General features: G+C 47.4%; 21 protein-coding genes. 7 read left to right on the top strand and 14 right to left on the bottom strand.

What is annotated here, in order from left to right:
• Nucleotides 1-72: 72 nt before the first annotated feature.
• From ACTHPM_RS05400 to ACTHPM_RS05385, 4 genes are all read right to left on the bottom strand, one after another.
• Complete coding sequence (locus ACTHPM_RS05400; RefSeq protein ID WP_440421457.1) at nt 73-465, bottom strand: phage tail assembly chaperone; 393 nt, start codon at nt 463-465, stop codon at nt 73-75.
• 127 nt (nt 466-592) lie between these two features.
• Nucleotides 593-1027: a phage tail tube protein gene (locus ACTHPM_RS05395; protein WP_440394165.1), complete on the bottom strand. Its 435-nt coding sequence runs from the start codon at nt 1025-1027 to the stop codon at nt 593-595.
• 38 nt (nt 1028-1065) lie between these two features.
• The gene (locus ACTHPM_RS05390; RefSeq protein WP_440394164.1) at nt 1066-2130 is read right to left on the bottom strand and encodes a phage tail sheath subtilisin-like domain-containing protein; all 1065 of its coding nucleotides are present in this window, start codon (nt 2128-2130) and stop codon (nt 1066-1068) included.
• A gap of 16 nt (nt 2131-2146) precedes the next feature.
• The gene (locus tag ACTHPM_RS05385; protein WP_440394163.1) at nt 2147-2602 is read right to left on the bottom strand and encodes a hypothetical protein; all 456 of its coding nucleotides are present in this window, start codon (nt 2600-2602) and stop codon (nt 2147-2149) included.
• 280 nt (nt 2603-2882) lie between these two features.
• Between ACTHPM_RS05385 and ACTHPM_RS05380 the strand changes: the two genes are divergently transcribed.
• Nucleotides 2883-3470: a response regulator gene (locus ACTHPM_RS05380; RefSeq protein WP_440394162.1), complete on the top strand. Its 588-nt coding sequence runs from the start codon at nt 2883-2885 to the stop codon at nt 3468-3470.
• On the opposite strand, the gene ACTHPM_RS05375 is transcribed toward ACTHPM_RS05380, so the two are convergent.
• The 4 genes from ACTHPM_RS05375 to ACTHPM_RS05360 form a co-directional block, all read right to left on the bottom strand.
• Nucleotides 3457-4911, bottom strand: a complete 1455-nt coding sequence (locus ACTHPM_RS05375) for a sensor histidine kinase (RefSeq protein ID WP_440421455.1) — start codon at nt 4909-4911, stop codon at nt 3457-3459. The genes ACTHPM_RS05380 and ACTHPM_RS05375 overlap by 14 nt on opposite strands.
• Nucleotides 4912-5129: 218 nt before the next feature.
• Nucleotides 5130-7397, bottom strand: coding sequence for a family 78 glycoside hydrolase catalytic domain (locus tag ACTHPM_RS05370; protein ID WP_440394160.1), 2268 nt, complete (start codon nt 7395-7397; stop codon nt 5130-5132).
• 193 nt (nt 7398-7590) lie between these two features.
• The gene (locus tag ACTHPM_RS05365) at nt 7591-8589 is read right to left on the bottom strand and encodes a hypothetical protein (protein WP_440394159.1); all 999 of its coding nucleotides are present in this window, start codon (nt 8587-8589) and stop codon (nt 7591-7593) included.
• A gap of 17 nt (nt 8590-8606) precedes the next feature.
• A complete protein-coding gene (locus ACTHPM_RS05360) occupies nt 8607-9566 on the bottom strand; it encodes a zinc-dependent alcohol dehydrogenase (protein ID WP_440394158.1) in 960 nt (319 codons plus the stop codon).
• Nucleotides 9567-9753: 187 nt separating this feature from the next.
• On the opposite strand from ACTHPM_RS05360, the gene ACTHPM_RS05355 reads away from it, so the two are divergent.
• A complete protein-coding gene (locus ACTHPM_RS05355; RefSeq protein WP_440394157.1) occupies nt 9754-10593 on the top strand; it encodes a helix-turn-helix transcriptional regulator in 840 nt (279 codons plus the stop codon).
• A gap of 203 nt (nt 10594-10796) precedes the next feature.
• Nucleotides 10797-12290, top strand: coding sequence for a glycoside hydrolase family 43 protein (locus ACTHPM_RS05350; RefSeq protein WP_440394156.1), 1494 nt, complete (start codon nt 10797-10799; stop codon nt 12288-12290).
• Between the two features lie 93 nt (nt 12291-12383).
• Here ACTHPM_RS05350 and ACTHPM_RS05345 read toward each other — a convergent pair whose 3' ends face one another.
• Entirely contained in the window at nt 12384-13124 is a 741-nt protein-coding gene (locus tag ACTHPM_RS05345) for a YwqG family protein (RefSeq protein ID WP_440394155.1), read from the bottom strand.
• Between the two features lie 168 nt (nt 13125-13292).
• Here ACTHPM_RS05345 and ACTHPM_RS05340 point away from each other — a divergent pair, with 168 nt between their 5' ends.
• Nucleotides 13293-13670: a BlaI/MecI/CopY family transcriptional regulator gene (locus tag ACTHPM_RS05340; RefSeq protein ID WP_440394154.1), complete on the top strand. Its 378-nt coding sequence runs from the start codon at nt 13293-13295 to the stop codon at nt 13668-13670.
• Nucleotides 13667-15880: a M56 family metallopeptidase gene (locus tag ACTHPM_RS05335; protein ID WP_440394153.1), complete on the top strand. Its 2214-nt coding sequence runs from the start codon at nt 13667-13669 to the stop codon at nt 15878-15880. The genes ACTHPM_RS05340 and ACTHPM_RS05335 overlap by 4 nt, the downstream gene beginning before the upstream one ends.
• A 141-nt stretch (nt 15881-16021) precedes the next feature.
• Here the strand turns inward: ACTHPM_RS05335 and ACTHPM_RS05330 are convergent, their stop codons facing one another.
• Complete coding sequence (locus tag ACTHPM_RS05330) at nt 16022-20911, bottom strand: fibronectin type III domain-containing protein (RefSeq protein ID WP_440394152.1); 4890 nt, start codon at nt 20909-20911, stop codon at nt 16022-16024.
• Nucleotides 20912-20995: 84 nt separating this feature from the next.
• Nucleotides 20996-21880 carry a hypothetical protein gene (locus tag ACTHPM_RS05325; protein WP_440394151.1) on the bottom strand — a complete coding sequence of 295 codons (885 nt, stop codon included), beginning with the start codon at nt 21878-21880 and terminating at the stop codon, nt 20996-20998.
• A 337-nt stretch (nt 21881-22217) separates the two neighbouring features.
• Here ACTHPM_RS05325 and ACTHPM_RS05320 point away from each other — a divergent pair, with 337 nt between their 5' ends.
• Nucleotides 22218-23015: a helix-turn-helix domain-containing protein gene (locus ACTHPM_RS05320; RefSeq protein ID WP_440394150.1), complete on the top strand. Its 798-nt coding sequence runs from the start codon at nt 22218-22220 to the stop codon at nt 23013-23015.
• Between the two features lie 51 nt (nt 23016-23066).
• Here the strand turns inward: ACTHPM_RS05320 and ACTHPM_RS05315 are convergent, their stop codons facing one another.
• The 3 genes from ACTHPM_RS05315 to ACTHPM_RS05305 form a co-directional block, all read right to left on the bottom strand.
• The gene (locus tag ACTHPM_RS05315) at nt 23067-23522 is read right to left on the bottom strand and encodes a DUF2269 family protein (RefSeq protein WP_440394149.1); all 456 of its coding nucleotides are present in this window, start codon (nt 23520-23522) and stop codon (nt 23067-23069) included.
• Between the two features lie 22 nt (nt 23523-23544).
• On the bottom strand, nt 23545-24273 hold the full coding sequence (locus ACTHPM_RS05310) for an NAD(P)-dependent oxidoreductase (protein ID WP_440394148.1): 729 nt from the start codon (nt 24271-24273) through the stop codon (nt 23545-23547).
• Nucleotides 24274-24468: 195 nt separating this feature from the next.
• Nucleotides 24469-24801, bottom strand: a complete 333-nt coding sequence (locus tag ACTHPM_RS05305) for a winged helix-turn-helix transcriptional regulator (RefSeq protein WP_440394147.1) — start codon at nt 24799-24801, stop codon at nt 24469-24471.
• A 253-nt stretch (nt 24802-25054) separates the two neighbouring features.
• Here ACTHPM_RS05305 and ACTHPM_RS05300 point away from each other — a divergent pair, with 253 nt between their 5' ends.
• On the top strand, nt 25055-25549 hold the full coding sequence (locus ACTHPM_RS05300; RefSeq protein WP_440394146.1) for a GNAT family N-acetyltransferase: 495 nt from the start codon (nt 25055-25057) through the stop codon (nt 25547-25549).
• Nucleotides 25550-25568: the final 19 nt, after the last annotated feature.

Here is a 25568-nt window from a genome sequence, read left to right as displayed (position 1 = left end):
ATACTTTATCCGGAGGTATATGATGCCGCTGGAAAATCAAATGCACCAGAAAGGCCTCACCGCCCGCCTTGATCAGTTTTTTATGTCGTCTTCGTCGCTATCGAAACCGCTGATTTCCAAAATTTCGGCAGACAGCTTAGCGATTTCCCCCGCAAGAAGCAAACCTAAGATCGCTTCGGTCGGAGTCCCGTATTTTTCGATTAACTCTTTGGCTGACCAGTCGGGAATCAGGCATGCTTTTTGAATGACCAATGCGCCAAACTGCTCCTCGTCCATCACCTTTTCGCGTTTCGCGCCTTTTCCCGTGTAGTGCGTGCACTGTTCCTGAATCCGGTTGATCGTTTTCCCGTCGAGGGCCTGAATTTGAAAGTCAACCCCCAATCGTCTCATCGGAATATCCTTCGTCGGTTTGCTGTCCGCGCTCAAGAGTGCCTGAAGAACGCTGCTTTGTCTGTTCTCTGTCACTGCCATTTTAATTTCATCTCCTTCATGGATCGTTTCCTTTTTTCTTAATAAAGAAAGGGCAGAACCCGGACAGGCTGAATGTCAAATCATTTCCGGCCGGGTTTCTCCCGCATGCGACAAGTCTGAATCACTCGGCGACGAGTTTATCCATCAGCTCATACCCGGTAAAGTTAAACGGAAGCTCCTCTTCCACGATCGAGCCGACCTCGAAATGCATCAGCGGAATTTTATCGAATGTCACGCCTTTCAGGCGCACTCTGTAAGCTCCGTAGGATTCAGGGTCCTCAAGCTTCAGGATGAGTTCGGTCGTAAACGTCCCATGGGCGTCGTCGGCGATTTGGCCGATCAATTCGACGAATTCGGAAGTGACTTTATATCCCGTAATGGTGCCTGAGCCGCTGAGACCGGTCACTTTGTGGGCCGTCCAGCGCGTTCCGGACCGCTTGATCTCCTCTTTCGTAATTTCCACATTGGCTTCCGCCGATTTGATGTTCGTCAGCCATCTGCCGTCGTAGTACACATATCCGTATGTCCCGTTAATAACGCGGGTTGAATCCAGCATGTTAACCCCTCCTAATGAATTGAATAATGATGAACGAACTACACTCTGATCGTGAGGAAAATCCGCTCCATGCTGTCGATTTCCGTGAAAGCGATCAGTAAGTACACCCGATCCCCTTCCGATTTCCGGTCCGGATCCAGCGTAACGGCGATATCCGTCACAACGTTGTTCAGCTGAAGCCGTTCCAGGTAAGCTTTCACCGCGGAGATCAAGGCCGCTTGACCGTCCGCGTTGTTATCGAGTCTTCCGATGTAGGAATCCGCGGCCGCTTTGGCAATATCCGTAGAGATGGCTTGGCGCGCCCGCATCGCCCGAATTTTTTTTCCGCTCGTGACTAGACCCTGTTCGATTTTGACTTTTTCGCCGTCATGCACCAGGACCAAGGAGCCTTTCCCGAGAGCCGCGTTGATTTCGGTGTTCCGCAGCCGCTTCACCACATCTCCGGCATAAACCTGCGTGTAAGTAATTGATTTATTAATCCCCGTTCCCGCGATCAGTCCGGCAACGTAAGGCGCGTAGCTTGCCGAGCTGTAGGTTTTTCCGTCCATCTCCACGCCCGTGATCAAATTGACAACATAGTCATCCTTAACGTTTACGCTGCGCGTATTCCCCGTTTCCGGATTCTGATCGTCTGTGGCGGATCCGCCGATCACGGTAATAAAATGTTTGCCCTCGTCGTCCCGGTTGTCCGCGCACCATTTGGAGGTAGCCTTCAGCTCAGCCGCCGGGATCTCGCCCGGGAACACAAAAACATTAAAGTGCCGGGAACTGAACGCATCCCGAATTCCTGTATAATCGACAGCCGCTTCTTTGCCCTCGGCCGGTACCGGAGCAGGAACCGTATACACGAGTACTTCCTTGGCGCCGCCAAGAAGAATCAGTCGAATCGGATCGATATTCGCCTCCCCGAATAAATCGGCGGCTTCCTTCACCTTTTCAATCGTAAAAAACTTTTTGGCATCTGCCGCATTTTTGTAGGTCATCAGCGGCAAGGCCACCGTTCCGCGGGAGCCGCCTTTGATTTGCGCTGCTGCCGCTTCTTCAAAGCGAATGTACAGCCCCGGACGAACCGGCAAGCTGACCGAATCCCATGTTCCACCCATTTGTTCATGCCACCCTTCAATTTATGGTCGTACGTATTTCCACCTTGTTGATCTTTTCGTAGTGCGGAAGAGCTATTGATTCCCGGGAGCGGACCAATAGGAGACCCGTGCATTTCAGTAATCCGTCCTCGATTTTCTCCGGAGCGGAGATCGCGAACGATTCAACCTGAATCGCTCCTGCAGCTTCTGAGCCGACGCTCGCCGCTTCCGGCCTCTCGTTCATGACATAGCGGCTAAGGGCTTCCAAAGTGATGATCGCGGTCTCCACCTGTTCGGCATAATAGATGATCGCGTACTGCCTTTCCGCGATCGTATGAGTGCGCGAATCTCCCCTGCGCGTCTCCTGTCTGAGCTCAATTACACAATCTTCAGCCCCGGGAATGTCCGGTCCCTGGAAACGGTAAATCTTCGTTCCGGAAAATTTCCCCGCAATAAGTTCTGCTAATTTGCCGACTTCGACGGCAATAGACATCAGAAAATCACTCCTTCGAACCAATCAAAAAAACTTGGCATTAAGACAACTCAAGTAGTTCGAAATTCAATCCCCCCACTTCCGTTCGCTCTATATCAGCCCCGTTGTTTCGGCTGCATTTCGGATTATAGGCCGGGACGGCAACGCGGAACAGGATGAACTTTTTTCACCTGGGGGTGAAAGTCGTTCATCCTACCATTTTGTCGGATTCATTGATATACTAGGGTTAATTGGAAGCATCTGTAACAAACATCTGGATCTATCATGGGGGTTATTATGGATGGAGCAAATTCGGGTCATGCTTGTGGAGGACGACTCCTTCTGGAGGGATCATATCCGAGCGGATTTATCAGATGAGTCCGATATTGTGGTGTCCGGCGTTGCCGCGACAAAGGAAGAAGCGATCGAGATCGCTTTAAGCCAGGAGCTTGACGTCATTTTGATGGATATTAACCTGACGGGGAACAATCTGGATGGACTCGACGCTGCGGAACAAATTCTCCGTCAAGAACGGAGCCAGTCCGTAAAAATCATTATGCTGACCTCCCTGACGGAAACCGAAATCATCATGAATTCGTTCCGGCTTGGAGCTGTAAACTATATTAATAAGTCTAGTTATCAGGATATCTTGCATGCGGTTCGCGAGGCGCACAGCGGACGGTCTTCGATCCATCCCGATGCGGCTAAGGCGATGCGGAACGAGGTTCAGCTCATGGATTTGTCTCCGACCGAGCGGGAGGTATTCGAGCTGCGTAAGGATGGACTAAGCAAACGAGAAATTTCCGAGCGCTTGCACAAATCGACCAACACGATCAAGACCCAGCTGCGCAGCATCAAAAACAAGCTGACCAACTTTAAGACGGATTAAGGGGATCGAGCCGGCGCTGCTCCCTGGGCAGGGTCAACGACTGAACAGATGCCGGCTTGAATTTTCTTTTCGGGAAATGCAGCATAATCGTCGTTCCTTGTCCGGGAACGCTCTCCGGTACGGACAGCTTTCCTCCATGCTTGGACATGACACTGCTGCAGTAGGAGAGTCCTAAGCCGTAGTTCAATGCATTTTTTTTCGTTGTAAAGAATGGCTCGAAAATCCTGCTCAAATGCTCTGGAGGAATTCCCGATCCGTTATCCCGGACTGCAATCCGGAATTCGCGCCGGTTCGTCGATGTATACAGTTCCACATAGCCTCCGTTTCCTGCTTCAGGCTTCATCGCATCAATTGCGTTTCGGATCAGGTTGGACAGCGTCTCTCTGATATGCACAGCATCGCAAGTGAGCCTTCCCTCCGCTCCGTAGCTAATCAAGAGCGAAACAGATTTCTCCTCCATCAGTGATCTCGCGGAAACGGCGACCGAATCTACAAGCTCGCGTACGTCGGTTTCACTTTCGTCCAGCACAACATCCTCAGCTTTGTCCTTAATCCGGTTCACCATATGCAGCAGATGGGCCGTTAGCCCATGCACCTGGCCGATCGTTTGCATGGCTCTTTCTGGTTGACCTGACGACAGCAGGGTCCGGCTTTTTTCGGCCAGGTAATCAATCTTTTGAATTTCATTTTTGATGGAATGATTCAGGATGGATACGCCCATCGTTAATGTGCGGATGGAATGGTCGATCCGCTGCCGTTCGATCCTCAGCTTGATACCGAGGAAGCCGTTGCGGATCGTAAACAGAAGCACGATAGCCACCGTGCCGAGGATAACGATAAAATTGGCATGCCACATTCCGTTGCTCCTCAGATCGAACGCCCACCAGCCGAGCTCCAGATAATTAAAGCCCACGAAATCGGACATGAATGCCCATATCATCACCAGGGGAAACAACAGTGGTCTCCGGTGCGCCCGCCTGCCCAAGCCGTTCCTATCGCTGAAATAGGCTAGTAAATAAAAAAAGCACCCGATCGCGATATATAGTCCATCCCACCAGCGAAACCGGCTCAGTTCGAATATATTCCACGAACCATGTATCAAATGATCGGCCAACAGCACCCCCATTCCCGGACAGAGCGCTGCCGACCAGATCCATTTCCAGCGGTATGACATGTTATCGTTCAGCCATAAACCGCCCATACAGAATACAAAGGGAAGGATAAAGTAGTAGACATTCATTCCGATAACCGTTGAAATATAGAGCGCTTCACTGAGCAATACGGGCATCCAGGCATGGCCAATGAATGGAATGATTGATAAATGCATGCTGAACGCATAGCTGGCAGAGCCTCCAAGCAGAATGGTCAATCCAATCCAAATATTGGATCTCGTCCTGTTGAATAATATGAACAGCCCGAGCGACCACAACGACAGAAACATGAGAACATAAATAATCCGCACTTTGCTTGCTCCTTTAAAACGGATTCCGATTTATATTCTAAATAATTCCCTGTAATTTTTATAAATTCCTGCTTGTAAATGTCAAATGCATCACAATTATCCTAGAGATTACGGTCCCCACTCCGTTAACATTTCGTTTTGTAGGCCAACGTTTTCTCTGGATTGGAACCAGCTTGAAAGCAGGCAGTCCATAGGTGTTAAATCCACTCGATCCTCAGCACATACTCACCCGCCTCCAGCTCTACGCTCGGGGTATGGCTCAGTACCTGAATCCTTTCTCTATCCTGTTCAATCGTTATGGCTCCATTGGCTTGTTCTGGAATGACAATGACACAAGCGATACCAGGAGGAATCGAGCAGCTCAGCTTCAAGCTCTGTTCACCTTTGTGCCAGCCTGCTGTAATAACTCCATATGGGGTTGCTACAGCAGCCTCAGCCCAGGTTAAGTCGTCAGGCAAATAGGGTTGGATAGCCGTATTCTCAAATCCTGGAGCAAGCGCCCGAATTCCGACCATGTATTCGGCCATCAGCCTCGCCGGATACCCGTTCCATGCATGGCAGTGGGATTCGATGTCATCGAAGCCCTCCCACACGGTTTGGTATCCTTGGGATATCATATATCCCCAGCCAGGAAACTCTTCATTGCTTAATATCCGATAAGCGGATTCCGCATAGCCATTCTCGAACAGCACCTGCATAAGATTCAAGGAAAGCAAGGTACTGCACGTCCATTCTTCATCTGCCACCGCAGTAAGCAGCGAATCGCGGGCAGAGCCATCGATCAGGCCAAACTGTATGCCCAATACATTGACCCCTTGGCTGCTGCGTTCTGATTCCGAGCTATCTTCAAAGCGTCCCAAGGTATCGTTATAGAATTCGGCTATAATAGCATCTTTCAAAGATATCGCAATTGCATTCAATCGGCTGCACTCCTGTTCCAAGCCAATCACCGCTGCCATCCTCGCCGATTTTACAAGCGCATCATAAAGCTTCATATTTTGTACAGCTAAGTAGCTGCCCTTATGTTCCACTTGCGGATACGGCCAATCACTGATGTGCCAGCCTTCGCCTAAGGGAAGCAGACCCCGTTCGTCAATCCGGCTGCAGTAAGCGTCAAGCATTCTAATTGCGACAGGGAGATATCGTTCAATAACCGTGGAGCTCCCCTGATAGTAATAGAGTTTCCATAGCAAAATACAGAAATGCAAATCCCACTCTGGGATGGTAATAGAGAAATCAGGGCATTCCACATTCGATGGAAATACGAAAGGAAATGTACCGTCCTCCTTCTGTGCATCCGTAAAATCCGATAATACCTTCTCCAGCATGCCGAATGCCCGGAAGTTGTATATCAGCGTCTCCGCCTGCAGATCCGCATCTGCCAGATACTGTGCCTGCTCTCTATGAGGGCAATCGACGATTTGACCAAGTACATTGTTTTTTTGTGTTTGGATGCAAGCATCATAAATTCGATTCAAAAGCTCGCTTGAGGAGCGAAACGAGCCGATGTATTCCATTGCTGTATGAGCGCTGTATAGTGTCAAGTAGGTCGAATCCATTTCCCCTGGATAACCCGTTATTTCAATATACCGAAATGCTTTGTAGGAAAAATCGGGACTCCACTGCTCCCACTCGTCGCCGCGCATCGTATACTTGTCATAGTAATGATCCGAGGTTTCATTACATACGTTATGCATTACCCTTCCGTGATCATCCAGCTGCTCTGAATACCGCAGCATAATGGTGGCATTGGGGATACCAGGCATACGGAGCTGCGGAAATCCCGATATGATTTTGCCTGCATCGAACACATATACTCCCGCTTCTGACTCACCCACCAGCTGGGGTGTGATGAACTCCTCCACTTCACCCTCCGGAACCTGCTGCATTCTAAGCTCCCATCCCAAGTGCTCGGCCTCAGATATGCAGACGTCATGAGTCAGTTCAGCGGGATAATCGGACTGAAGCCACGCCGGATCATAAAGCCGGCCATCATAGTCCTCTATTGCAGATATTCGGCGATTCTGCTGGTAAGGTGTACCATCAAGATGAGGCGTTTTAATCAGCGCCTGCCACGAACCGTCCGTAACAATCTCGTCTCGGCCTCCTCCGCGATAACGAATATGAAGCTCCAGCCAAAAGCCCGGAACGCCATTGACATAGTTCTGTCCGTCCCCGCCAAGATAGTGAGTAACCGAAGCCACACAATTCGCGCCTTCATGCAGGAGATGAGCTACCTCATAATGAAGCGTATATTTCGATTTTTGCGGATCCGAAGGTACGGGGGAGCCATAGCCCCCGACTTTGCTGCCATTGACAAACAATTGAAAGAAATTATGCGCCGTCACTCTGACAGCTGCAGACTCCACTTCGCCTTGAAGCTGAAATTCCTTGCGTAAATAAGCGAAGGCGTTTGTATCGGCCGCGCCCTTTTCCGACTTCCAAATCCATTTAGCCTTAGACATGACTATGCCGCTCCTCCTGTACTGCCGATTAATTGCTTTAAAACTTCTACTTCCGCGCTTACCATCCCTTCTCCTTTCTTTCGATTTTGCCAGCGGCGCTTAAAAATGATATCCGGCGGGTATTCAAACAGCCTGGAGTAAAGGATGCTGAAAGCTTCCCTGCAGCAGCACTATTGGTGTTGGACATTGCTTGTTACGACGACGCTGATCCCCAATCCAAAATAATGCCAAGGAAAGGCTCCTCCTTATCCATAATTAACTGCCAGGCTTCCTCTGCCTGATGCGCAAGGAATCGGTGGGTAATCAGCGGCAGCGTCTGAAGCCACCCTTCATGAACAGCTGCCAGTGTGTCATCCATTCTGTCCTTGGTCCAGCCGGAAGGGCAATGAAGCGTAATCTCTTGAGCTCTTAGCTCTTGGATATCCACCATTCCACTGCTGCCCAAAAAGCCTGCGGAAACCAAGTGACTATTATGTTTCATTGCCCGTTTAAGCTTCCAAAAGGTATCCATAGCACCAACGGAGTCAACGACTACAGCGATGTCCGAGCGATTCCCAAGCCAATCCTCAACAGAACTCTCCATTAAATTAAGCGAAGAGATACCCGCAGGCAGCAGCTCCATTCGCTCTTGATGCCTGCCGAGAACCGTTACCTTAGCGCCGCGATGAGCCAGCGTCTGGGCCGCCCATTGACCAACCAATCCATCACCGATCACGACCGCTGTATCACCTTCGGAAATCTCAGGCCGTATTCCGCAGTTATAGCCGACCTGCGTAAGCACAAGCCCGCTGTAAGCAAGCGTATCGACATTGTCCGGCAGCTTCCATACCTGGCTGTGATGAGTGATGGAGGGATTGATATGACCGCCCGTCGGGAAATGCATCCCCTCGATGTGACTAATGGAAGCAAATACGTGATCACCAACCTTCAAATCTTGAACCCGTTCCCCTATGCTACGTACGATTCCGACCTTCTGATAACCCGCAACCTGCGGGAATGGGAGCACATCTCCCGGTCTCGACACCTGTTCACCGCGGATTCGTTCTCCGTACAGGAAGGAAGATTCAGTGCCGCAACTGATCCACGAATAATCCAGATCTATGCATACATCCTCGGGACCTAGCTCGGGCACCCTTACCTCCATATAACAAACCTGTCTGACATCAGTGAACACCACAGCTTCTGCTTTCATGAATATCCTCCTTCGACCTACACTGTAAAGTCCGTTTTGGGATAGGAATACACTTTAATGGCTGCCTGCGTATTCAGGAGCGCGATCGTGTCCTCATAATGATGTAGCGGAACGTGATGGGTTTGAAGACACGCTGTATTAAGTCCCTTATTTGCCACAAGATCCAGCAGCAAGGCCTGGTCCTCCTGGCCAAACTTGCGATACTTGTATGATTCAAGCTTGATGCCCTTGAGCCAGAGATGCTCTCCATAATGGACAACGCCTTTTAATACCCCAAAAATGACGAGATGGCTATCGATTCGCTCCAGCAGCTGCTGAACGGATGCCGCTGCGCCCACACAGTCGTATCCTAGATCAAACCGTTCTTCACCTAACTCGCTAGTATGCTTCGCTAGGCCAATGCCAAGGCTGTTCACATAAGCGATGCGGTCCGTATAGATATCGATTGCTACGACGCGCTCCGCACCAAGCAATCTTGCAGCCTGCAAGGCAAGTATACCTGCCGGTCCCAATCCGGATACCAGCATCGATTTGCCCTGGATATTGCCGAATTGAAGCAACCCGATCAGCACGCATTTTAACAGCTCAAAGGAAGCGGCCTGCTTCCAAGTGATTTCATCCGGCAGCTTGATCAGCTCGTCTTCTCTGTAATTCAAATACTCTGCGTAGGCGCCTTGACCCGCCAAATGTTCCAGCGAGGCAACACGATCCCCCACCTTTAATTCTTTAATGCCAGACCCGACAGCCACAATCGTACCGGTCATTTCATGTCCTGGAAAGCCTGGGGGGAGCGGATAATCGGGCTGAACGGAAGGATCGAACATATCCCTGCCTGCCATCATGTTCATATCCCACCTGGGACAAGTCGATACCATTTCAATTTGTACGGTCACCTGATCCTCTAACAATGGAGCCAATTCAATGTCAACAATCTCATATTGATTTTTCCCGATAATTTGCAGCGCCTTCATCATCATTCTCCGCCCTTCTGAACATTTTCATTTCAGGGATTACTCACTCGAGTGTACAATAGGACTGTAGAAGAGTATTTGCACCTGGTATACCAGATTGCTATGGTTGAATGATGATTAGATCTTATTTATTTACGATAATATCTATGAACAATTGCACTTTATCGACTTTGTAACAGAGGGAGGGTACAGCTTGCAAATACGTACATATGGTTCAGGGACACTTGTCCGCGGAGCTGAGGACTACAGCGGCGGAGCCCATCTGCACTATGCTGAAGTTTTATATATTACGGAAGGAAAAGTATTCTTCCATTGGAGGGGCCATTCATGTATAGCTGAAGCACCTGCGGTATTCATTCTGACACCTTCAACACCCCATGAAATCGAAAGTATTTCTGCAGAGTCCAAATATCGTTTTTGGGAGCTTCTACTAAATGATGAAAGCCCGTTTCAAGACGAGCATATGGATCGGTGGAACAGACTGCAGCAGAGAAATGATTTTTATTCCAAAACGCTTTTGGCTGATTTGATTCTTAAAGCGCTTGATACGGCCTATCATCTACTCACAGCTGAAGGTGCTCAATCCAAAGCTAATCTTGAGCAGGTTTGCCTGCTGGAAATCGAGAAGTCCCTTCAGCTAATCTCGCATTTATTGAACGATATCACCAAGCCTTCGTTCAGTGCAGCGGAACAGAAAAAACTGAATGAACAAGATGCAATTGATATGGTCATCGAATATATGGACTGGCGCTACAAAGAGGATATAACGCTGGAAACCCTTGCCCAATTGGTACATTTGAATCCCTCCTATCTTATTCGTGTGTTTAAGAGACAAAAAGGGATAACCCCATTCGAATATTTGCGGCATTTACGGCTGAATGCAGCGGTCAGCTACTTGTCCGGCAGTGAAATGCCTATCAAAAAGATCGTGGAACAAACGAGATTCCATAGCGTCCATTATTTTGGCCGAGTATTCAAAAAGGCCTACGGAATAAGCCCGGCACAATGGAGAAAACAGCTGAAAAGGAGGTAAAAGAAGCCGAAAAAAGGATATCACGCTTCATTTCCTCCAAGCCCTGTCTTGTCATCGCCAGTTTTGAACTTCGATGGGATGTGATCTCTCTCCCGTTGAATTCCGATTTGTGCCAGCTCCTGCATGCGAGCAGTAAATGCTATTCTATTGTCTTTTTATAAAAATTGATTTAGTATGTGTCTAAAACGTTTTCGGAGGTTCGTATGAAATATCATAATCCGATCATCAGAGGATGTTATCCCGATCCCAGTGTATGTAAAGCAGACGATTCGTATTACATGGCTTGTAGTTCATTTCAATATTTTCCTGGCGTGCCGCTGTTTGAGAGTAAAGACCTGGTGAATTGGGTACAGATTGGTCACGCGCTAACCCGACAAAGTCAAATTAAACTTGACCAAATTAACAGTTCAGGCGGGGTTTTTGCACCAACGCTCCGCCACCATAACGGACGCTTTTATCTAACAACTACAAACGACACGACACGACAGAATTTCATTGTGTGGACAGATGATATTTACGGCGAATGGTCTGAACCCCTGTTTATAGATCAAGGCGGAATTGATCCTGACCTGTTTTTCGAAGGAAATCGCACCTATTTCATGAGCAATGGAACGGATGAACAAGGACGCGGAGTTATCCTTCAATGTGAGATTGATATTGTAACGGGCGAGAAGTTAACCCCTTCCCTTCCCCTTTGGCAAGGAACCGGCGGACGTTATTTGGAGAGTCCACACATGTATCATATCCATGGCTGGTATTACCTTATGGCGGCAGAGGGTGGAACGGAATATGGGCATATGATCACTTACGCACGGAGCCGGTCCTTACAAGGCCCTTTTCAGGCATATCCTCATAATCCGGTATTAACGAATCGAAATCTTGGAGGGTATGAAATTCAAGGAATCGGCCATGGGGATCTGATCGAAGACGATAACGGAAACGGGTGGATTGTCCATCTCGGCTTCAGACAAATGGGACAATGGAGCCCTTATCATCATCTTGGAAGAGAAGTCTTTCTCGCACCCGTTACCTTTCATGAAGATGGCTGGTTTACGGCTGGAGACAATGGCACAACGAGAAAAGCATTTGAAACGGACCGCCTACCTTCAGGCATGACGCAAGTTGAAAAAAGGACATTCATTTTTGAGAATACAAATTTAAGCATCGATTGGTGTTATCTTCGTCATCCTCATATTGAAAATTATGAATTCCAAAGCAACCGCTTGACTCTAAAGGGAACAGAAATAACACTGGATCAAGCCGACTCCCCCACGTTGATTGGATTGAGGCAAAAAGATTTCCTGGCCACAATTACCTGCAATGTCTCGTTATCAACGTTTGGCGAAGCCGGAATTACCCTGTATATGGACGAAAATCATCACTACGATCTGGCAATTTCCCATCGTGAATCTGGTATTGAGGTTATCGAGAGGCTGAACATTGGAAGCATTCGATCCATACAAAAAGCCCTTCCCCTGACATCGTCCCATGAAGCTAAACTGATCATTCACGCACACCATGAACGCTACATATTCTCGATGCAATCCCAGGGCCAAGAGTTCGTGTTAGGGGAAGCCCAAACCAAGTACCTATCCTCTGAAGTGGCTGGCGGGTTTACGGGTGTAATCATTGGATTATATGCGACTGGCAAGGATTCCAAGGCGAAATTCACGGATTTTCTTTGCGAATACCTGTAAACAATTTTAGGCGCAAAAAAGCCGCAGCAATGCGGCTTATACGCGTTTATGTTCTTGTAGACTTACGTCACTTTATATACCAATCCCTTCTCACTAACAACATTGCCAATCATACACTGCTTTGGAAAAATCCCTATTTTTAAGAGCATCCTTCGGTATGGAAAAAACACAGTTTCCGGCATCGCCAAACATAATACCGCATTCATCTTCGATATCCAGCTGCAGCAGAAGAAAATCATCATGATCAAAACCGAGATAGTCATTCTGAACAAAATATGGATAGCCGCCAATTCTGCTATCACTGCTGTAACAATCGTCACTCAGTTTCTCATATTCCGCTTCCGTAAGCTCATGCATAAAAGTCTCCTGAAATACATCTAAGGAGGAAGACATGGGCATTTCCCTTGTTTCAAAATACATTTTTCCGCTATGTGAAAAAGGAAGATTCTCCATGTAGTCTTCATTTTCATAAGGGTGCTTCTCTACTAGGTGCTCTTCATTCTCTTCAACAGGATCAATATATCGGACTAAAATAGGGCTCTCCAGCCCAAACATATCATCATTTGCAACATAAAATTGCAGAAGCCCACTGCCGGGCAATTCATCCAGTTTATCAAGGTCTGTGAGGTTGATTTGCGCTAAAAACAACATGGGCCTTCCATCCTCATCCAGTGGATACTCATTTATATTTCTCAGATACGGACATCCGCCTAATTTACTCTCCCAGGGTTTCGTTTCTTCACGTTTTAAACGGATCTCATTACTGTATCGGAAAGTCTTTTTTATTATGCTTTCATGCTTTTTCAAAATTTCAGGAATTTCGTATGTTATCAAGGTGTGATCCTCCCTTTCCAGAATGATTCTGTGACTGATTAAACTATATCATTTTTTTGAAACTTACCGGTATTGCTTCCAACAAAGGATTGACACGTTACGTTTACACATGTAAACTTTAAATATCGTTTACAGATGTAAACAATAAACTTCAAGAAGGTGAATACGATGCCTGAATCCATACATATTACTGAGGCTGAAAGCGAAGTGATGAAGCTCCTCTGGCAAAAAGAGCCTTTGTCTGCCAACGAGATCATTTCTGAATTAACGAATCAAATGAAATGGTCAGACCAGACAATAAAAACCTTCCTGAACCGGCTTCACAAGAAAAATGCGATTCGCTTCGAAAAATCAGGCCGGAACTACCTCTACTATCCCATGATTTCGCATGATGACTATTTAAAAGCCGAGAATCATTCATTCCTAAATCGGGTTTATAAAGGAGCTGTAGGGATGTTATGCGCGAAATTTCTCGAAGAAGAGACCCTTTCGGAAAAAGATATTGAGGAGCTCCAACAAATTCTGGAAAAGAAGAAAAAGTCATGAGGTACCTGGAATACCTCTTCTCTCTTGTACTCACTGCCTCCGTAGCTTCGACGGTAATCCTGATTTTATTTCTATTGATACGGAAGCTTTTTCAAAGTTACTTTAAACCGAGGATCTTACATATATTGTGGTTTCTTGTGTTGATTAAGCTGCTGGTTCCCGTTTCTCCGCAAAGTCCGATAAGCGTGTTTAATGCGCTGCCGCATATGTTGCAACCGATGAACTCAAATCAGATCAATGAGCAGCACAATCCTTCTACGAAGGCCGGATCCAATGCGAACGTTCCATACCCTAATACGGATGTACCAAAACAGCTCCCCGAATTCACCCTAAACCGTGCGAACGATGCGGTATCATCCGTTGTATCACTTTCTTCACAAGAGCACATCCCAAGGAACACAGATGGACCGATTTGGCTATCGATTGGCTCATTGGTATGGCTTGGAGGTTTTTTATGCTTGGGCGGATATTACCTGTTTAGCACAATGATATTCAGACAAAAAGTAGGCAACGCCTTCAAGATCGAAAATGCTGAAGTCCTCACCATTCTTGAAGATTGCAAACGGAGCCTTAACATCAAAAAACGTATAAACGCTTATGAAACAAGCCATCTCCTTAGCCCTTGCCTACATGGACTATGGAAACCAAAGATTTATTTGCCCGAAGATATCATTACGATTGCCGTTCCCAGTCAACTAAGACATATTCTTATGCACGAGCTGATGCACTACAAGCGTAAGGACTTATGGTTTAACTTCTTGTGGATTCTTTCCTTAGGCATGCATTGGTTTAACCCATGGATATGGTACTCCGTAAGAAAGATGAAAGCCGACCAGGAGGTGGCCTGTGACGCGAGTGTTCTTGAATTGCTGGGCGAATGTGAAGCTAAGTCCTACGGCATGACCTTACTCATGCTAACGCGTTCCATTTCCCGGAAATCCTCTCCTCGGATCGACCTGTCGCATTTTGGGGACAACAAATATGAAGCGAAACGGAGAATGATGATGATCGCCAAGTTTAAAAAAGGATCGTACAAGCTATCCCTCGCTGCTATTCTTTTGGTTATTGTCCTCAGCGTCATCGTGCTCACCAAAGCGCAGGATGCCGGTAAGAGTACCCTAACGAAGGATAATATATTGAGCACGAATACCCAATCAGTAAACACAGGTTCGAATCTGTATCCTGTATACAATGACAGATTCAGATGGTTTCATAGTCTCGATCGGGCCCTCGATTTTCCGAAATATGACTATAAAGTACCTGACTATCTACCTGATGGGTATCAATTGGAAAGTATTATATATTTTAAGAATGTCACCAACATCAAAGATACTGATCCTATTATCGATGGAGTATCCGTCTCTTTTGTATCTCATTTTGGCGAAAAAAATGATCAAAGAATTGAAGTCAAAGCTTCAAAGGGCACCGGCAATTTGATAGAAAACGGTGAATTGTGGGGTGCACCTTACTCTCAGATTCCCCCGAATCCGAATAAGACGCTAGAGTACCGACAGGAAGCCGTGACGATCGGCAAAGTCCAAGGCACTTTGTTCACGGAGATGAGAAGTTACAAGAAAAGACCGGAAACGGGCAAAAGCTTCTACTGGCAGGATGGCAGCATATGGTACGCGATCAATTATTATGGTGAGCATATGTCGCAGGAAGATATTACGAAAATGGTGCAATCTTTTGTTATACCGAAGGAAGTACAGCATGTCCGCTACGACGGAGCCGGAAACTCATTTCCTATGTACGATGAGAAGGATTTGATTGCGGCGAAGAATACTCTCGGTTTTAAGGTGAAAATCCCTCAGGAATTACCCGGGCTTAAACTGAGTGGTTCGATACTGCTTAGAGCCGGCGACCATAATACCCGGTATGGGTTCAGACAAGCGACGGACGCTCTATGGACGACTTATTGGACGACGACTTATCATACACCGAATGGTTCCTCTGTCTCACTTTATCAGAGCAATGAACCGCTTTTCGATGCGTCCCGTCTCTCGCTCATCCGGACAATGGAGTTAGACGGCGTCGAAATTTGGACTTATGATGATAAGAATCATGTATACTTATTATCCGACGAAAATATAAAACTTCCATATTACATATGGAAGCAGAACGATATTTATTATACTGCCGTGTTCTGGGGCATGGACAAGCTTCCGGAAGACATCCTGAAAGCGATGATCTCGGCTCCGGTGCAGTAGTAAGGATCTTCTAAAATATAAAACCCAAAGGCACCCAAGCGGGTGCCTCCTCTATAATTCACCTTTGCTCGTCAAACAGCCCTTACCCCAAGCGGGATAAGGGCTGTTTTCTATACGATACTATAAACTATTATACAGGTCTTATTCGACCATTTTACGGGCAACATATCCAAGATCCAAGATATCAATCTTGCCATCCTGATTCACGTCCATGTGTTGGATCTGTTTCCAATCCGCACTTTCGGAAGTTTTGCCGTAATGAGCTGCGATCATGGCAAGATCTCCAATACTTACCTTACCGTCATGGTTCACATCTCCCGGAATGACTGGAGGCATTGTTTCTGGTGTAATCTCCACGTCGATGGAGGACGAGACAGCCTTGGTTTCTTCCCCCTGATCATCACCCAATATGATGTCCAACAAGGATATCGATGTGGTCACCGGCTTCTCAACGGCCTTGGCTTTAAAGTTCAGCTCGAGCAGCTGAACATCCGAAGCAATCGCATTGGCCTCTCCGGTGCTTGCCATGATGAATCTCAGCTTGCCTGGAGTTTCCTTGGCAATTTCAACAAGAGAGACGCCCTCCTTCGCTGACTTGGCGGTAACGAATTCCAATAAATCAGCGTTGTATTCCATCCGAATATCGAGTGCGTAGATCTTCCGCTTCACTTGGTTGATTCCCATCTGGACGGCAAATTCCTTGCCGGATGGAACGCTGCTCTCAGATGATAATACCGCTACAGGATTCGTCCCTGGCGCCGTTGCGTCTTTCGTGGTTACGACAATGGAGCTGAAACTGGATTTATGGCCTTGAGCGTCGATGGCTCTGACTTTAATGGGATAGCTGGTTTTAGCTGTCAGGCCCGTCAGCTTATATCTCGTGCCATCTACTGTCTCAAGCAGGGTGTCAATTTTGTAAACCTCATAACCTGTTATGTCTGCCTCGCCCGTGGATGCCTTCCAAATCAAGGTAGCCGTCGTATCCGTTACCTCAGAAACCGCGAGGTCCGAAGGTGCTGACGGTGGCTTCAAGTCCGAAATGACGATGCTTGCCGAAGCGCTTTTCGCAGACTCGTTGCCGGTCCGATCGACTGCTGTGACCGTCACCGTGTACTGCGTACCTGCCATCAAATTTTGAATTGATGCGAAAGTGATACCTGCCCCGCTGACATAATGGATCTGATCCCGGTTTCCGTCATTGACGTATACATAATAGCCGATGACATCATCTGTTTCAGGCGCCGTCCAGCGAACGATGGCCGAGTTTTGCGTGATGCTGTTGTCATCTATTGTAAGACCGGTAGGTGCGCCTGGAGGTGCTGTATCCCCGCCTGTTTTCTCATAACCCGTGAGACGAATTTCCGCGGCAGACGCAAATATTTTACCGCTTTCGGAGCTGAGGGTTTGAACTCCGTAAAGACGGATGGCCTTTGCGGCAACCGGAGCGAATTGAACATCCTGCCAGCCGGTTACGCCCCAATCACCTGTACCACGGGGTATATCAATGAAATCGGTACCGTTTGTGCTGTACTGCAGTTGATATTGCTGGATGATACCATTCGTGCCCCCGCCTGAACGAGGCAAATAGCGCAGCCCGTCAACCATGTAGGGCTTATCGGATAAGGTGAGCGTGATGTAGAGGTTCTCCCGGCTGTCGCCCTTCCACAAAGAATGCCAGATCGTAGTTGCATTGTTGTCCAGTACGAGTCGGGCTGGCCCTTCATTCGCGCCGCCGCCAGGTTCCACGCTGCCTGCCGATGCCGTATACTGCACTACGGGAATATCCCGTTCGGAAGAGCCTGCTTGATGAGGCACTGAAATGACATAAACCGCTTGATAAGTCCCTTTAGCAAGTTTCATCAGATCGCCGACAGCGACGGTATCGGCACCGCTAATCTCCTTAGATCCATGAAACACACGAACGGAGACTCCAGGGCTGTAAACGAGATTCCCTAGAAGCTTATCTACCGTTATGGCCTGATCTTGCGGTATGCCGATGGTCTTGCGGGCTAGATCCACCGTATAGACTTTGGAAGTCAGCGCCAGAAGGTCCGGATCATGAATGACTGAGAAGGTGTAACTCAATTCCGCGCCTTCATGCTCAAGCTTTAAGATATCACGCGTATCAATTTCCTCCGACCCAGTGAGCTCTTCGGAACCTCGGTATACCTTCAGGTGGACTCCTTCATCGTAGACGAGGTTAGAGAGAACTGCATCTACGGTGAGCAGTTCACTATCGCGAATCGAAATCGTCTTGAGCTTTTGATCTACCGCATATACAGGGGAGTCGACTTGGAAAGAGAAGGTACTCGATTCGTATGCACCCACATCTGGGGTCCCTTTCACCGGATTCCCAAAATAATCTCTTTCTCCGTTATCCTTTATTGGTTTTCCGGCATTGATCGCTGGGGATCCAGGCTTCAGGTGGTATCCTGCCAGACTGGAAGCACCGAGCGGTTTGCCGGACCCTGTTCTGCCCATACCGGGGTCTACGAACATGGGATCCGCCTTTATCACGCCGCTATCATTCGAAGGCGTGTTCTTGAAGTTATAGAACAGGTTGTTTTTCCAATCAATATTGCGTTCGCTGAAATCTGCCGCTTCATGCGGGGTAGCCCCGGGATAATAAAAAATATTGTTGTAGAATTTAGCATCTGAGCTACCGCCGCTGCCGTACATGAATTTCTTGTATCCATCCGCTTTCATATATACGGTGTTATTGTAGGCCATCGCACCAAAGGTGCCTGGTCGCCAATCGACCACCCCATGCTCGGTATCGTCATTCTGGCTGATGTTATAGCGGTATATGCCATTGAACCCGTAAAGACCGGATGTATTGCACCACATGAATGTACCGCCCGCGTTGTCATGTACATAGTTGTATTGCACCAGTGTTCCATCATTCAGCGCATCGATTTCAATACCCTGCCCGTCGCCGGCACGCTTCGTGTCGTATACCTCGTTAAATTGGAAGGTCGTGTTGTCCGAATTCCAGTTGAACAGGCCGACGGCATAAGAACCGCTGGAAGCCGCGCGATACACCAGGTTATTTTCGATAACGGCATCCTTATTGTTGTCTATTATCGCACCGTCGCCATCGATGTCATGAACGAGATTGTTCGCCATATAAAAATCTTGATATGGTTTCCAAGCGTATCCCGCTCTTCCGGGTGCATGGTTGCTTGGATAAGGGCCCCATTTCGTATCCGTCGTCTCCGCCCTGCGAGCCCACACCGAAACAAAGTTGACGCCTGAGCGGCCCAAATTGTAAAGCTCGCTGTTCGTGATCCGAATGTCGTTGATGGACGTCGGAACATGTTCGGATGCCGGTGTATTCGGCTTGGCCTGAACCTCCATCATAATGCCCCCGGACGATTTTCCCTGATTCGTGTCCGGGCCATGGAATCCATGAATGACAAGATTATCAAAATAAAAATGATTCAGATCGCCAGCATCTTCTCCCGTAATGTTGATCCCTCTGCGGTAGACTTCCGAATCGGGACCATTGCTGGGCCCGGATAATTCCAGATCCCGTACTTCCCAATAAGATTGGTTATAGAACGAGATCCCGTTATTCACGGTAACCGTCCTGCTGAACTCCGCACTCATCAGCATGGCTGACCAGTTCTGGTCACTTGGCTGGAGAACGGGACTGGGAGCATTCTTATCTCCATAACTGGCTACTACAATGGGATAACCCTCTTTGCCGGAGCCTTTCGGCTTGAAGGCCCCTTTAAATACGTCACCCGTCTTAAAATAAATATGATCGCCCGGCATAAATTGTATCGTGTTTAGTTTGTCGATGGTTTTAAAGGCGGTTTCAGGGCTCATTCCATCTTGATTATCGGAACCCGAATTCGCGACATAATAGGTAGCGCCTTCCGATGGACGGATCGTAAAATTCGCAGGCGTTCTCTTTCCCCGGTAAATGGCCTCAACCGTAATCACCTGACTGGCCGGCTTGGATGGCAGCCGGTCGAAGGCAAAGGTTGCCTCAAGGCTACTGCTATCGTAAGCGAAATCCCTTGTGTTCAAAGCTCTGAATTCGCTGTCATCTATTTTGTATTCAAAATTGAAATCAGAAGCCGAAGGAGCCACAGAGGGCTTTTGATCGAATACGGCGGTAAGGGTCCCGTTCGCTGCATTCAATTTTTTTATTTTTGCATTCACGGTCTCTTCCCCGGAAGCGGCGATCGGGAAATCAAGGGTCAGACTCGTATTCGTTTTATACGTCACGAACATCGTAATCGTTTGGTCTGCGGGCTGTGCCTTGATGGGTTCGAACAACATGGTTAGCTGGGTGTTATCTTCGCTTACGGTTGATCCGGTCATCTGAAGCGGTATGGTCGCGTTTGGATTCAGCGAAGATATATAGGATACCCCGAAATCGTTCATCGAGGGGGCAGTTGAACCCGTCTGAAACACAGCTATCAGATATCCATTCGAAACCTTTACCTGCTTCAGATCGCTCTTCACAGTCAGCTTGGCGTCATCGACATAAAAGTTGTTTCCGGCCTGGTTGGATTCAAGCCACGCGAACAAACGCGCACGATCCGTACCGACAGGCGTGAACTGTATCGAATACTGCGTCCATTCGTTGTTGGTCGCCTTCACGGTAAGCTGACTGCTGCCGAAATTTTTAACCCCAAGCCGCATCGAGCCCTTGGCTGCATCATCCGCCTTCACCCACACGGAGTACTCATAGGTCAGACCTGGCTGCAGTCCGCTCACATCTTGCTCTAATGAACCGCCAGCGGTGCCGCTTTTGACAGCATAATTACCAGAATGAGCGGATGCAGTGCCCGTTACCTTTACGGGACCGCGGTATGCATACCAATGGTTATAAAGGTCTTTTACGGAGCCGTCGTTTGGAATCAGATCAGCATCCTCGAAGCCTGGATTCTTGAGCAGATTTACTTCCTCCAAAGTAACGGAGGATGCAGCCTTGACCAGATTCATGGGAGTCAACGAGACAATCAGTGTAAGAACAAGGAACATGGCCAGGCTTTGTTTAAATAAACCGAATGTCATTCTCTTATTCATTCGCTTCCGACCTTTCCGTTAATATCAAAAATGTTGAAAACTCTTTCCTCGCAAACAAAAAAAGCCCGATATCTATCGTTGCCCGTCATAGACTACGGGATTATGGTTCCCGATCTCTAGAAGCAGTTCATGATAGTATCCGCTTTTCAGATAATCGCTAATTATTGCTGTTTTCTTCTCCTCAAAATCTGTCCTATTCTTCTTGATACTTACAATTTTACCGCGTCTCAAGATCTCGCCGAAGGAGTAAGAGAATTCCTGACCCGCCTCCCCTGTTCTTAGGATGTCGGCCAGTTTCGAATCGGCATTGCTCAGGGAATTCAACTGATACCCGTCGATCGTATGTTCATCCGTTTTCCCCTGCTCGGTCAAGGTATAAACAATCTGTTCGGGACGCTTATATAATTCGAGATTCTCTTCAAAGTAGGAATTGGCTTGTCTTACCAAGGTTTCATCGGCATGCGAAGCTAGGTAGTCAATCATCTTCAGCTCCAGATTGCTGGACACGTATTGATAATAACTGAAGATGTCGAATTGTTCCGGTCCGAAGATCGCTTTTCCCATCTCCTTGTCCAACCTTCTCTTGGCATTCTCCTGCTTCATCTGCTCCTGCAGCTGTGCAAAAGAATAGGGCCCATACAGTCCCAGCTTATTGCCGAGGTAGAACTGTGCACTGGCTGTTTCGATGAGTTCCTCCGTCTTTTGGTTCAATAAATTACCGTTTACTCCGCTTTCCCGTCTCGCCAACTGGCGGAAAAAATCATATTCCTCTTGTTCAATTACCCGGCTATAACCCGTGTAAGAGAGGATCTGATTGGTCATGCCGGGATGCGATTCCTCCCCCGAAATATGATAGAAACCAACCAGAACAACGGTACTCGCTAAAGCAAACGTGATTCCCAAGAGGGTCCATATCGGAACTCCCTGCTTGGATAAGAACCGACTTTTGCGAGGCATCATGAACTCTCCATTCTTCGATTAAAGTAGTCGTGCCTGAAGAGCGGCAAACCTCCTTTCTTCCCCATCAACTGATCATTTATATCTATGTATGTTATGGGCATTGCATGGTTCTGTAAATCAATGTTTCAGCAACAAAATCACAATAATGCAACGCTTCCTCAGATAGAAATCACCGGTTCATAGGAACAAGAAAGCTGGAATCGATCCTGCCGCTGCAAGCATTCCGCTCATCGCGAGGAATCGACAGGTTCAGCGGTAAAAGAGTGCTATAGTAATCGCGAGGGCCGACTTCGAGCCATACATCCCTCCAAATAAATGAGAGGAGTATGAACCTATGTATTTCGACTTTTACTCGTTGAACGACTGGATCAAGACGTACCCATTAAGCGTAAAAACCGTTTATAAGCTGTATACCTTGCCTGATTATGACATTAATCATCGGATTATCGAGAGTAACAAATACATATTGTTCTACACCCTCGATGGTGAAGGCAGCATACAGGTCGATGGAAAAGAGTTTATCGTGCGATCCAACAGCGTAATTTTTACGAACGCCGCCAAATCTCTCGCCTATCAATGCTCCGGTGACCGATGGAATTTCTGGCTTTTTGAATTTAAGACGGAGCCGTTTTTACTGATTCCGAACTGCCTATACCATACACCGTTCAGGATCGAGTATTTTAATTTATGCGATCGGATTCTCTTAAGTCTCAAAGAAAACCGGCAGCAGCTGGCTTCTGCGTACTTCTACCTTTTCTATTCTATTCTTGCCGATACGCTTGGAAGCAACGTGAAGAGCTTTAATCTCAAGGTGGTTAATAAAAGCCTGGATTATATGAAGGAAAACTTATCGAATTTTTCGGTTCAATCGCTCGCCGAATATTTAAACATTCCGCTGCGGACGTTATTCTATATTTTTAAAAAGGAGCTCGGCAGTTCGCCTAACCGATATTTTCAAGGGGTAAAATCCGAAATGGGAAAAAAGTATTTAGAAACCACGAGCATGAATATATCGGAAATTTCTTATGTGCTGGGGTATAGCAGCTCCAGTCATTTTTCAACCGTATTCAAGCAATTTGCCGGCGTCAGCCCGGCGCAATACAGACGTGAGTTCGAGCTCCGAAATTCATGATAAAATGTTATGTTCAATAAAAAAAGCCGCGATAAACGCGGCGTCATTTGTCTACGGCTTAATGACCATCAGCACCAATATGGCAATCATCAGCAGCTGGGCTGCCGTCTCGAGGGGGACAATCTTCTGCAACTGCAGGCCAAAATCGGCGGGAATCTCTTCATCCTTGTCTGAATTCTCAGCTAAGGTTTTCTTGAGCTTCTTCATGCGCGGCTCCATCCATCCGTCGATGATCACGACCATGATCAGCGATAACAGAATCGATATATTCAGCCACATTTGGGTTAATCCCAACTTGGCTATAATCATAATCCATATCCCGGTGACGACAAGGAAGACTCCGCCAAGTTTAGGCATAATGGCAATCTTAGTCGTTATCCCAAATACAAAGTTCAGCTGGCCTACGGTTCTGGCAGATCTTCGCATGATGGGCATCACGAAAGTCGGGCCGATAATGGCGATCGAAGCTAAAATATGCAGTAAGAGCAGGAATCCATACAAACCCATGACCTCATTCTCTCCCTTCTTCTCAGCGCGCCTTCAAATCGTTTTGATAAGCGATACCGACCCTTTTTCTATTGAACACCCCTCCGAGCTCAAGATGGTTAAGCATCCATGATGCGACATCGTCATAAGCAACATTCAGCTCGTGGAATCGACTGAACAAGTAACCGGCAATCTCAGCCTCCGAGTATTCCTTGATTACCTCCGGCACCGGAACAGGCAATATATCCGTTGTTACGTGCAGATGTGCAGAATCTGCGTAATCTCTTGACTCCGTCATGGTTCCCGGACACATGATGGACCAATCCAGCTGAGTCCGCTGCAGCCTGTCGAGATTCCGGTTGTGATTGCTATACTCCGGCGGGAAGCCGGGTAAATTGTTGCCAATGAGATCCGTATAAGGAATATCCAGCAGACCGGCTCCTCCCATGACCCATACCCGCCCGGCGAATCGAGGCTCCGCCTCGCACTGGGTTATAATGTTATCGACCATACGAACAAATTCTTCTCCCTGGCCCGCGTGGCCGGCTGCCACAATAGCGGCGTCTTGCCCTGCGAGCGCCTCACCGACGCGGACCGGATCCATCATATCGTCCGCGATTACCTTCACATGCTTATCGGAATGTTCGCCGAGTTGAGCGTAGAGCTTCTCAGCGTTCCGTACAAACGCAGTCATTTCATGCCCCATCTCTATCCCTTGCTCCAGCACTCTTTTCCCTGTATTCCCCGTCGCACCAAAAACAATAATTTTCATTGTTATTTCCTCCTCTTGAATGTCCCCTAATATTTGGTAGCTCAAGCTTAACATCGTTGCAAAAGGTTGTTAAGAACGCACTTTAAAGTAGGGTACTTACTTAAAAGTAAGCATGACAAAAGCTGCCCGGATTCCCCGTGGCAGCTTTTCATGTGAGATGATTGTATTCGTTTGTACATGTGAAATGAACCCGCTTTATGAAGCTGACTCCTCGTACTTCCGCTTGTTGTGATTGTCTCCCCAAGCACACATAACTTCGGCGACAGGAATCAAGGTCCGGCCGTATTCGCTGAGCGAATATTCAACTTTTGGAGGGACGGTCGGGAAAACCGTTCGATTGACGATGCCTTCCCGTTCCAAATCCCGGAGATGCTGGGCCAGCATTTTTTGTGATACGTCAGGGATAAGCTTCTCCAAATCGTTAAATCGCTGATGAGATTCGATCAAATGCCATAAAATCATGGGCTTCCATTTGCCGCCTAACACATGAATGAGTGTCTCGATCGGACATTCGCGCTGATGAATCATGAATACATCATCCCCTTACGTCTATTGAAAGTGAATTACCTAAAATTACCATAGTGAAATTTTACGATAGCACTTCATTCCAAGTCAATCATCGAAGCGAAAAACAGTCAATAAAGTGCGGCTTATCGTAGTAATTTTGACATTCGTACAAGTTTGATATTACCATAGCTGTATCTCTGATGCGGACCACGTCAACATTCAAGAGATGGCATATCATAAGCTTTCATTCAGACCTAATCGAAGGAGAACCAACATGATCATTCGCAAAATGAAAAAAGAAGACAACCCGAAAGTTAAAAAAATCATACAGGATTCACTGCAGTCGCTTGGATTGGCGATTCCTGGTACAGCTTATTTTGATCCTCAGCTTAACGACCTTCATCATTATTACAATCATTTACAACATGCGAGCTACTGGGTGGTGGAAATGGAAGCAGAAGTGGTTGGCGGGGTCGGTATTGCTCCGTTTAACGAGCATCAGGATGTGTGCGAATTGCAGAAGCTGTACTTAAGTCCCAGAGCACAAGGTTTAGGACTCGGTAAGAAGCTCATGGAAACAGCCTTGTCTTTTGCTTCAGCGCACTATGCAAAGTGTTATTTAGAAACAACGCACGAATTAACAGCTGCTTGTCGGTTATACGAAAAGTATGGATTCACGCTATTAAACGAACCACTGCCAGGTTCTGAACATTCGGCAATGGACGCATGGTATTTGAAGGATCTCCATCACGGCATATCGTCAACGTGAAGTAAGGCAGCCGATCGGC

The organism is Paenibacillus sp. SAFN-054 (genome assembly GCF_051966755.1).
Classification (GTDB): Bacteria; Bacillota; Bacilli; order Paenibacillales; family Paenibacillaceae; genus Paenibacillus_AQ.
Note: the sequence above shows the minus strand (reverse complement) of the source record. Positions and strands in the feature narration are given on the sequence as shown.

What these genes read in the sequence shown, in the direction of transcription:
- ACTHPM_RS05390 (WP_440394164.1), bottom strand. Translation starts at nt 2,130, where the DNA reads ATGGGTGGAACATGGGATTCGGTCAGCTTGCCGGTTCGTCCGGGGCTG.
- ACTHPM_RS05325 (WP_440394151.1), bottom strand. Translation starts at nt 21,880, where the DNA reads ATGCCTCGCAAAAGTCGGTTCTTATCCAAGCAGGGAGTTCCGATATGG.
- ACTHPM_RS05315 (WP_440394149.1), bottom strand. Translation starts at nt 23,522, where the DNA reads ATGGGTTTGTATGGATTCCTGCTCTTACTGCATATTTTAGCTTCGATC.
- ACTHPM_RS05340 (WP_440394154.1), top strand. Translation starts at nt 13,293, where the DNA reads ATGCCTGAATCCATACATATTACTGAGGCTGAAAGCGAAGTGATGAAG.
- ACTHPM_RS05320 (WP_440394150.1), top strand. Translation starts at nt 22,218, where the DNA reads ATGTATTTCGACTTTTACTCGTTGAACGACTGGATCAAGACGTACCCA.
- ACTHPM_RS05360 (WP_440394158.1), bottom strand. Translation starts at nt 9,566, where the DNA reads ATGATGATGAAGGCGCTGCAAATTATCGGGAAAAATCAATATGAGATT.
- ACTHPM_RS05375 (WP_440421455.1), bottom strand. Translation starts at nt 4,911, where the DNA reads ATGTTTCTGTCGTTGTGGTCGCTCGGGCTGTTCATATTATTCAACAGG.
- ACTHPM_RS05350 (WP_440394156.1), top strand. Translation starts at nt 10,797, where the DNA reads ATGAAATATCATAATCCGATCATCAGAGGATGTTATCCCGATCCCAGT.
- ACTHPM_RS05305 (WP_440394147.1), bottom strand. Translation starts at nt 24,801, where the DNA reads ATGATTCATCAGCGCGAATGTCCGATCGAGACACTCATTCATGTGTTA.
- ACTHPM_RS05335 (WP_440394153.1), top strand. Translation starts at nt 13,667, where the DNA reads ATGAGGTACCTGGAATACCTCTTCTCTCTTGTACTCACTGCCTCCGTA.
- ACTHPM_RS05330 (WP_440394152.1), bottom strand. Translation starts at nt 20,911, where the DNA reads ATGACATTCGGTTTATTTAAACAAAGCCTGGCCATGTTCCTTGTTCTT.
- ACTHPM_RS05380 (WP_440394162.1), top strand. Translation starts at nt 2,883, where the DNA reads ATGGAGCAAATTCGGGTCATGCTTGTGGAGGACGACTCCTTCTGGAGG.
- ACTHPM_RS05370 (WP_440394160.1), bottom strand. Translation starts at nt 7,397, where the DNA reads ATGTCTAAGGCTAAATGGATTTGGAAGTCGGAAAAGGGCGCGGCCGAT.
- ACTHPM_RS05395 (WP_440394165.1), bottom strand. Translation starts at nt 1,027, where the DNA reads ATGCTGGATTCAACCCGCGTTATTAACGGGACATACGGATATGTGTAC.
- ACTHPM_RS05385 (WP_440394163.1), bottom strand. Translation starts at nt 2,602, where the DNA reads ATGTCTATTGCCGTCGAAGTCGGCAAATTAGCAGAACTTATTGCGGGG.
- ACTHPM_RS05365 (WP_440394159.1), bottom strand. Translation starts at nt 8,589, where the DNA reads ATGAAAGCAGAAGCTGTGGTGTTCACTGATGTCAGACAGGTTTGTTAT.
- ACTHPM_RS05300 (WP_440394146.1), top strand. Translation starts at nt 25,055, where the DNA reads ATGATCATTCGCAAAATGAAAAAAGAAGACAACCCGAAAGTTAAAAAA.
- ACTHPM_RS05310 (WP_440394148.1), bottom strand. Translation starts at nt 24,273, where the DNA reads ATGAAAATTATTGTTTTTGGTGCGACGGGGAATACAGGGAAAAGAGTG.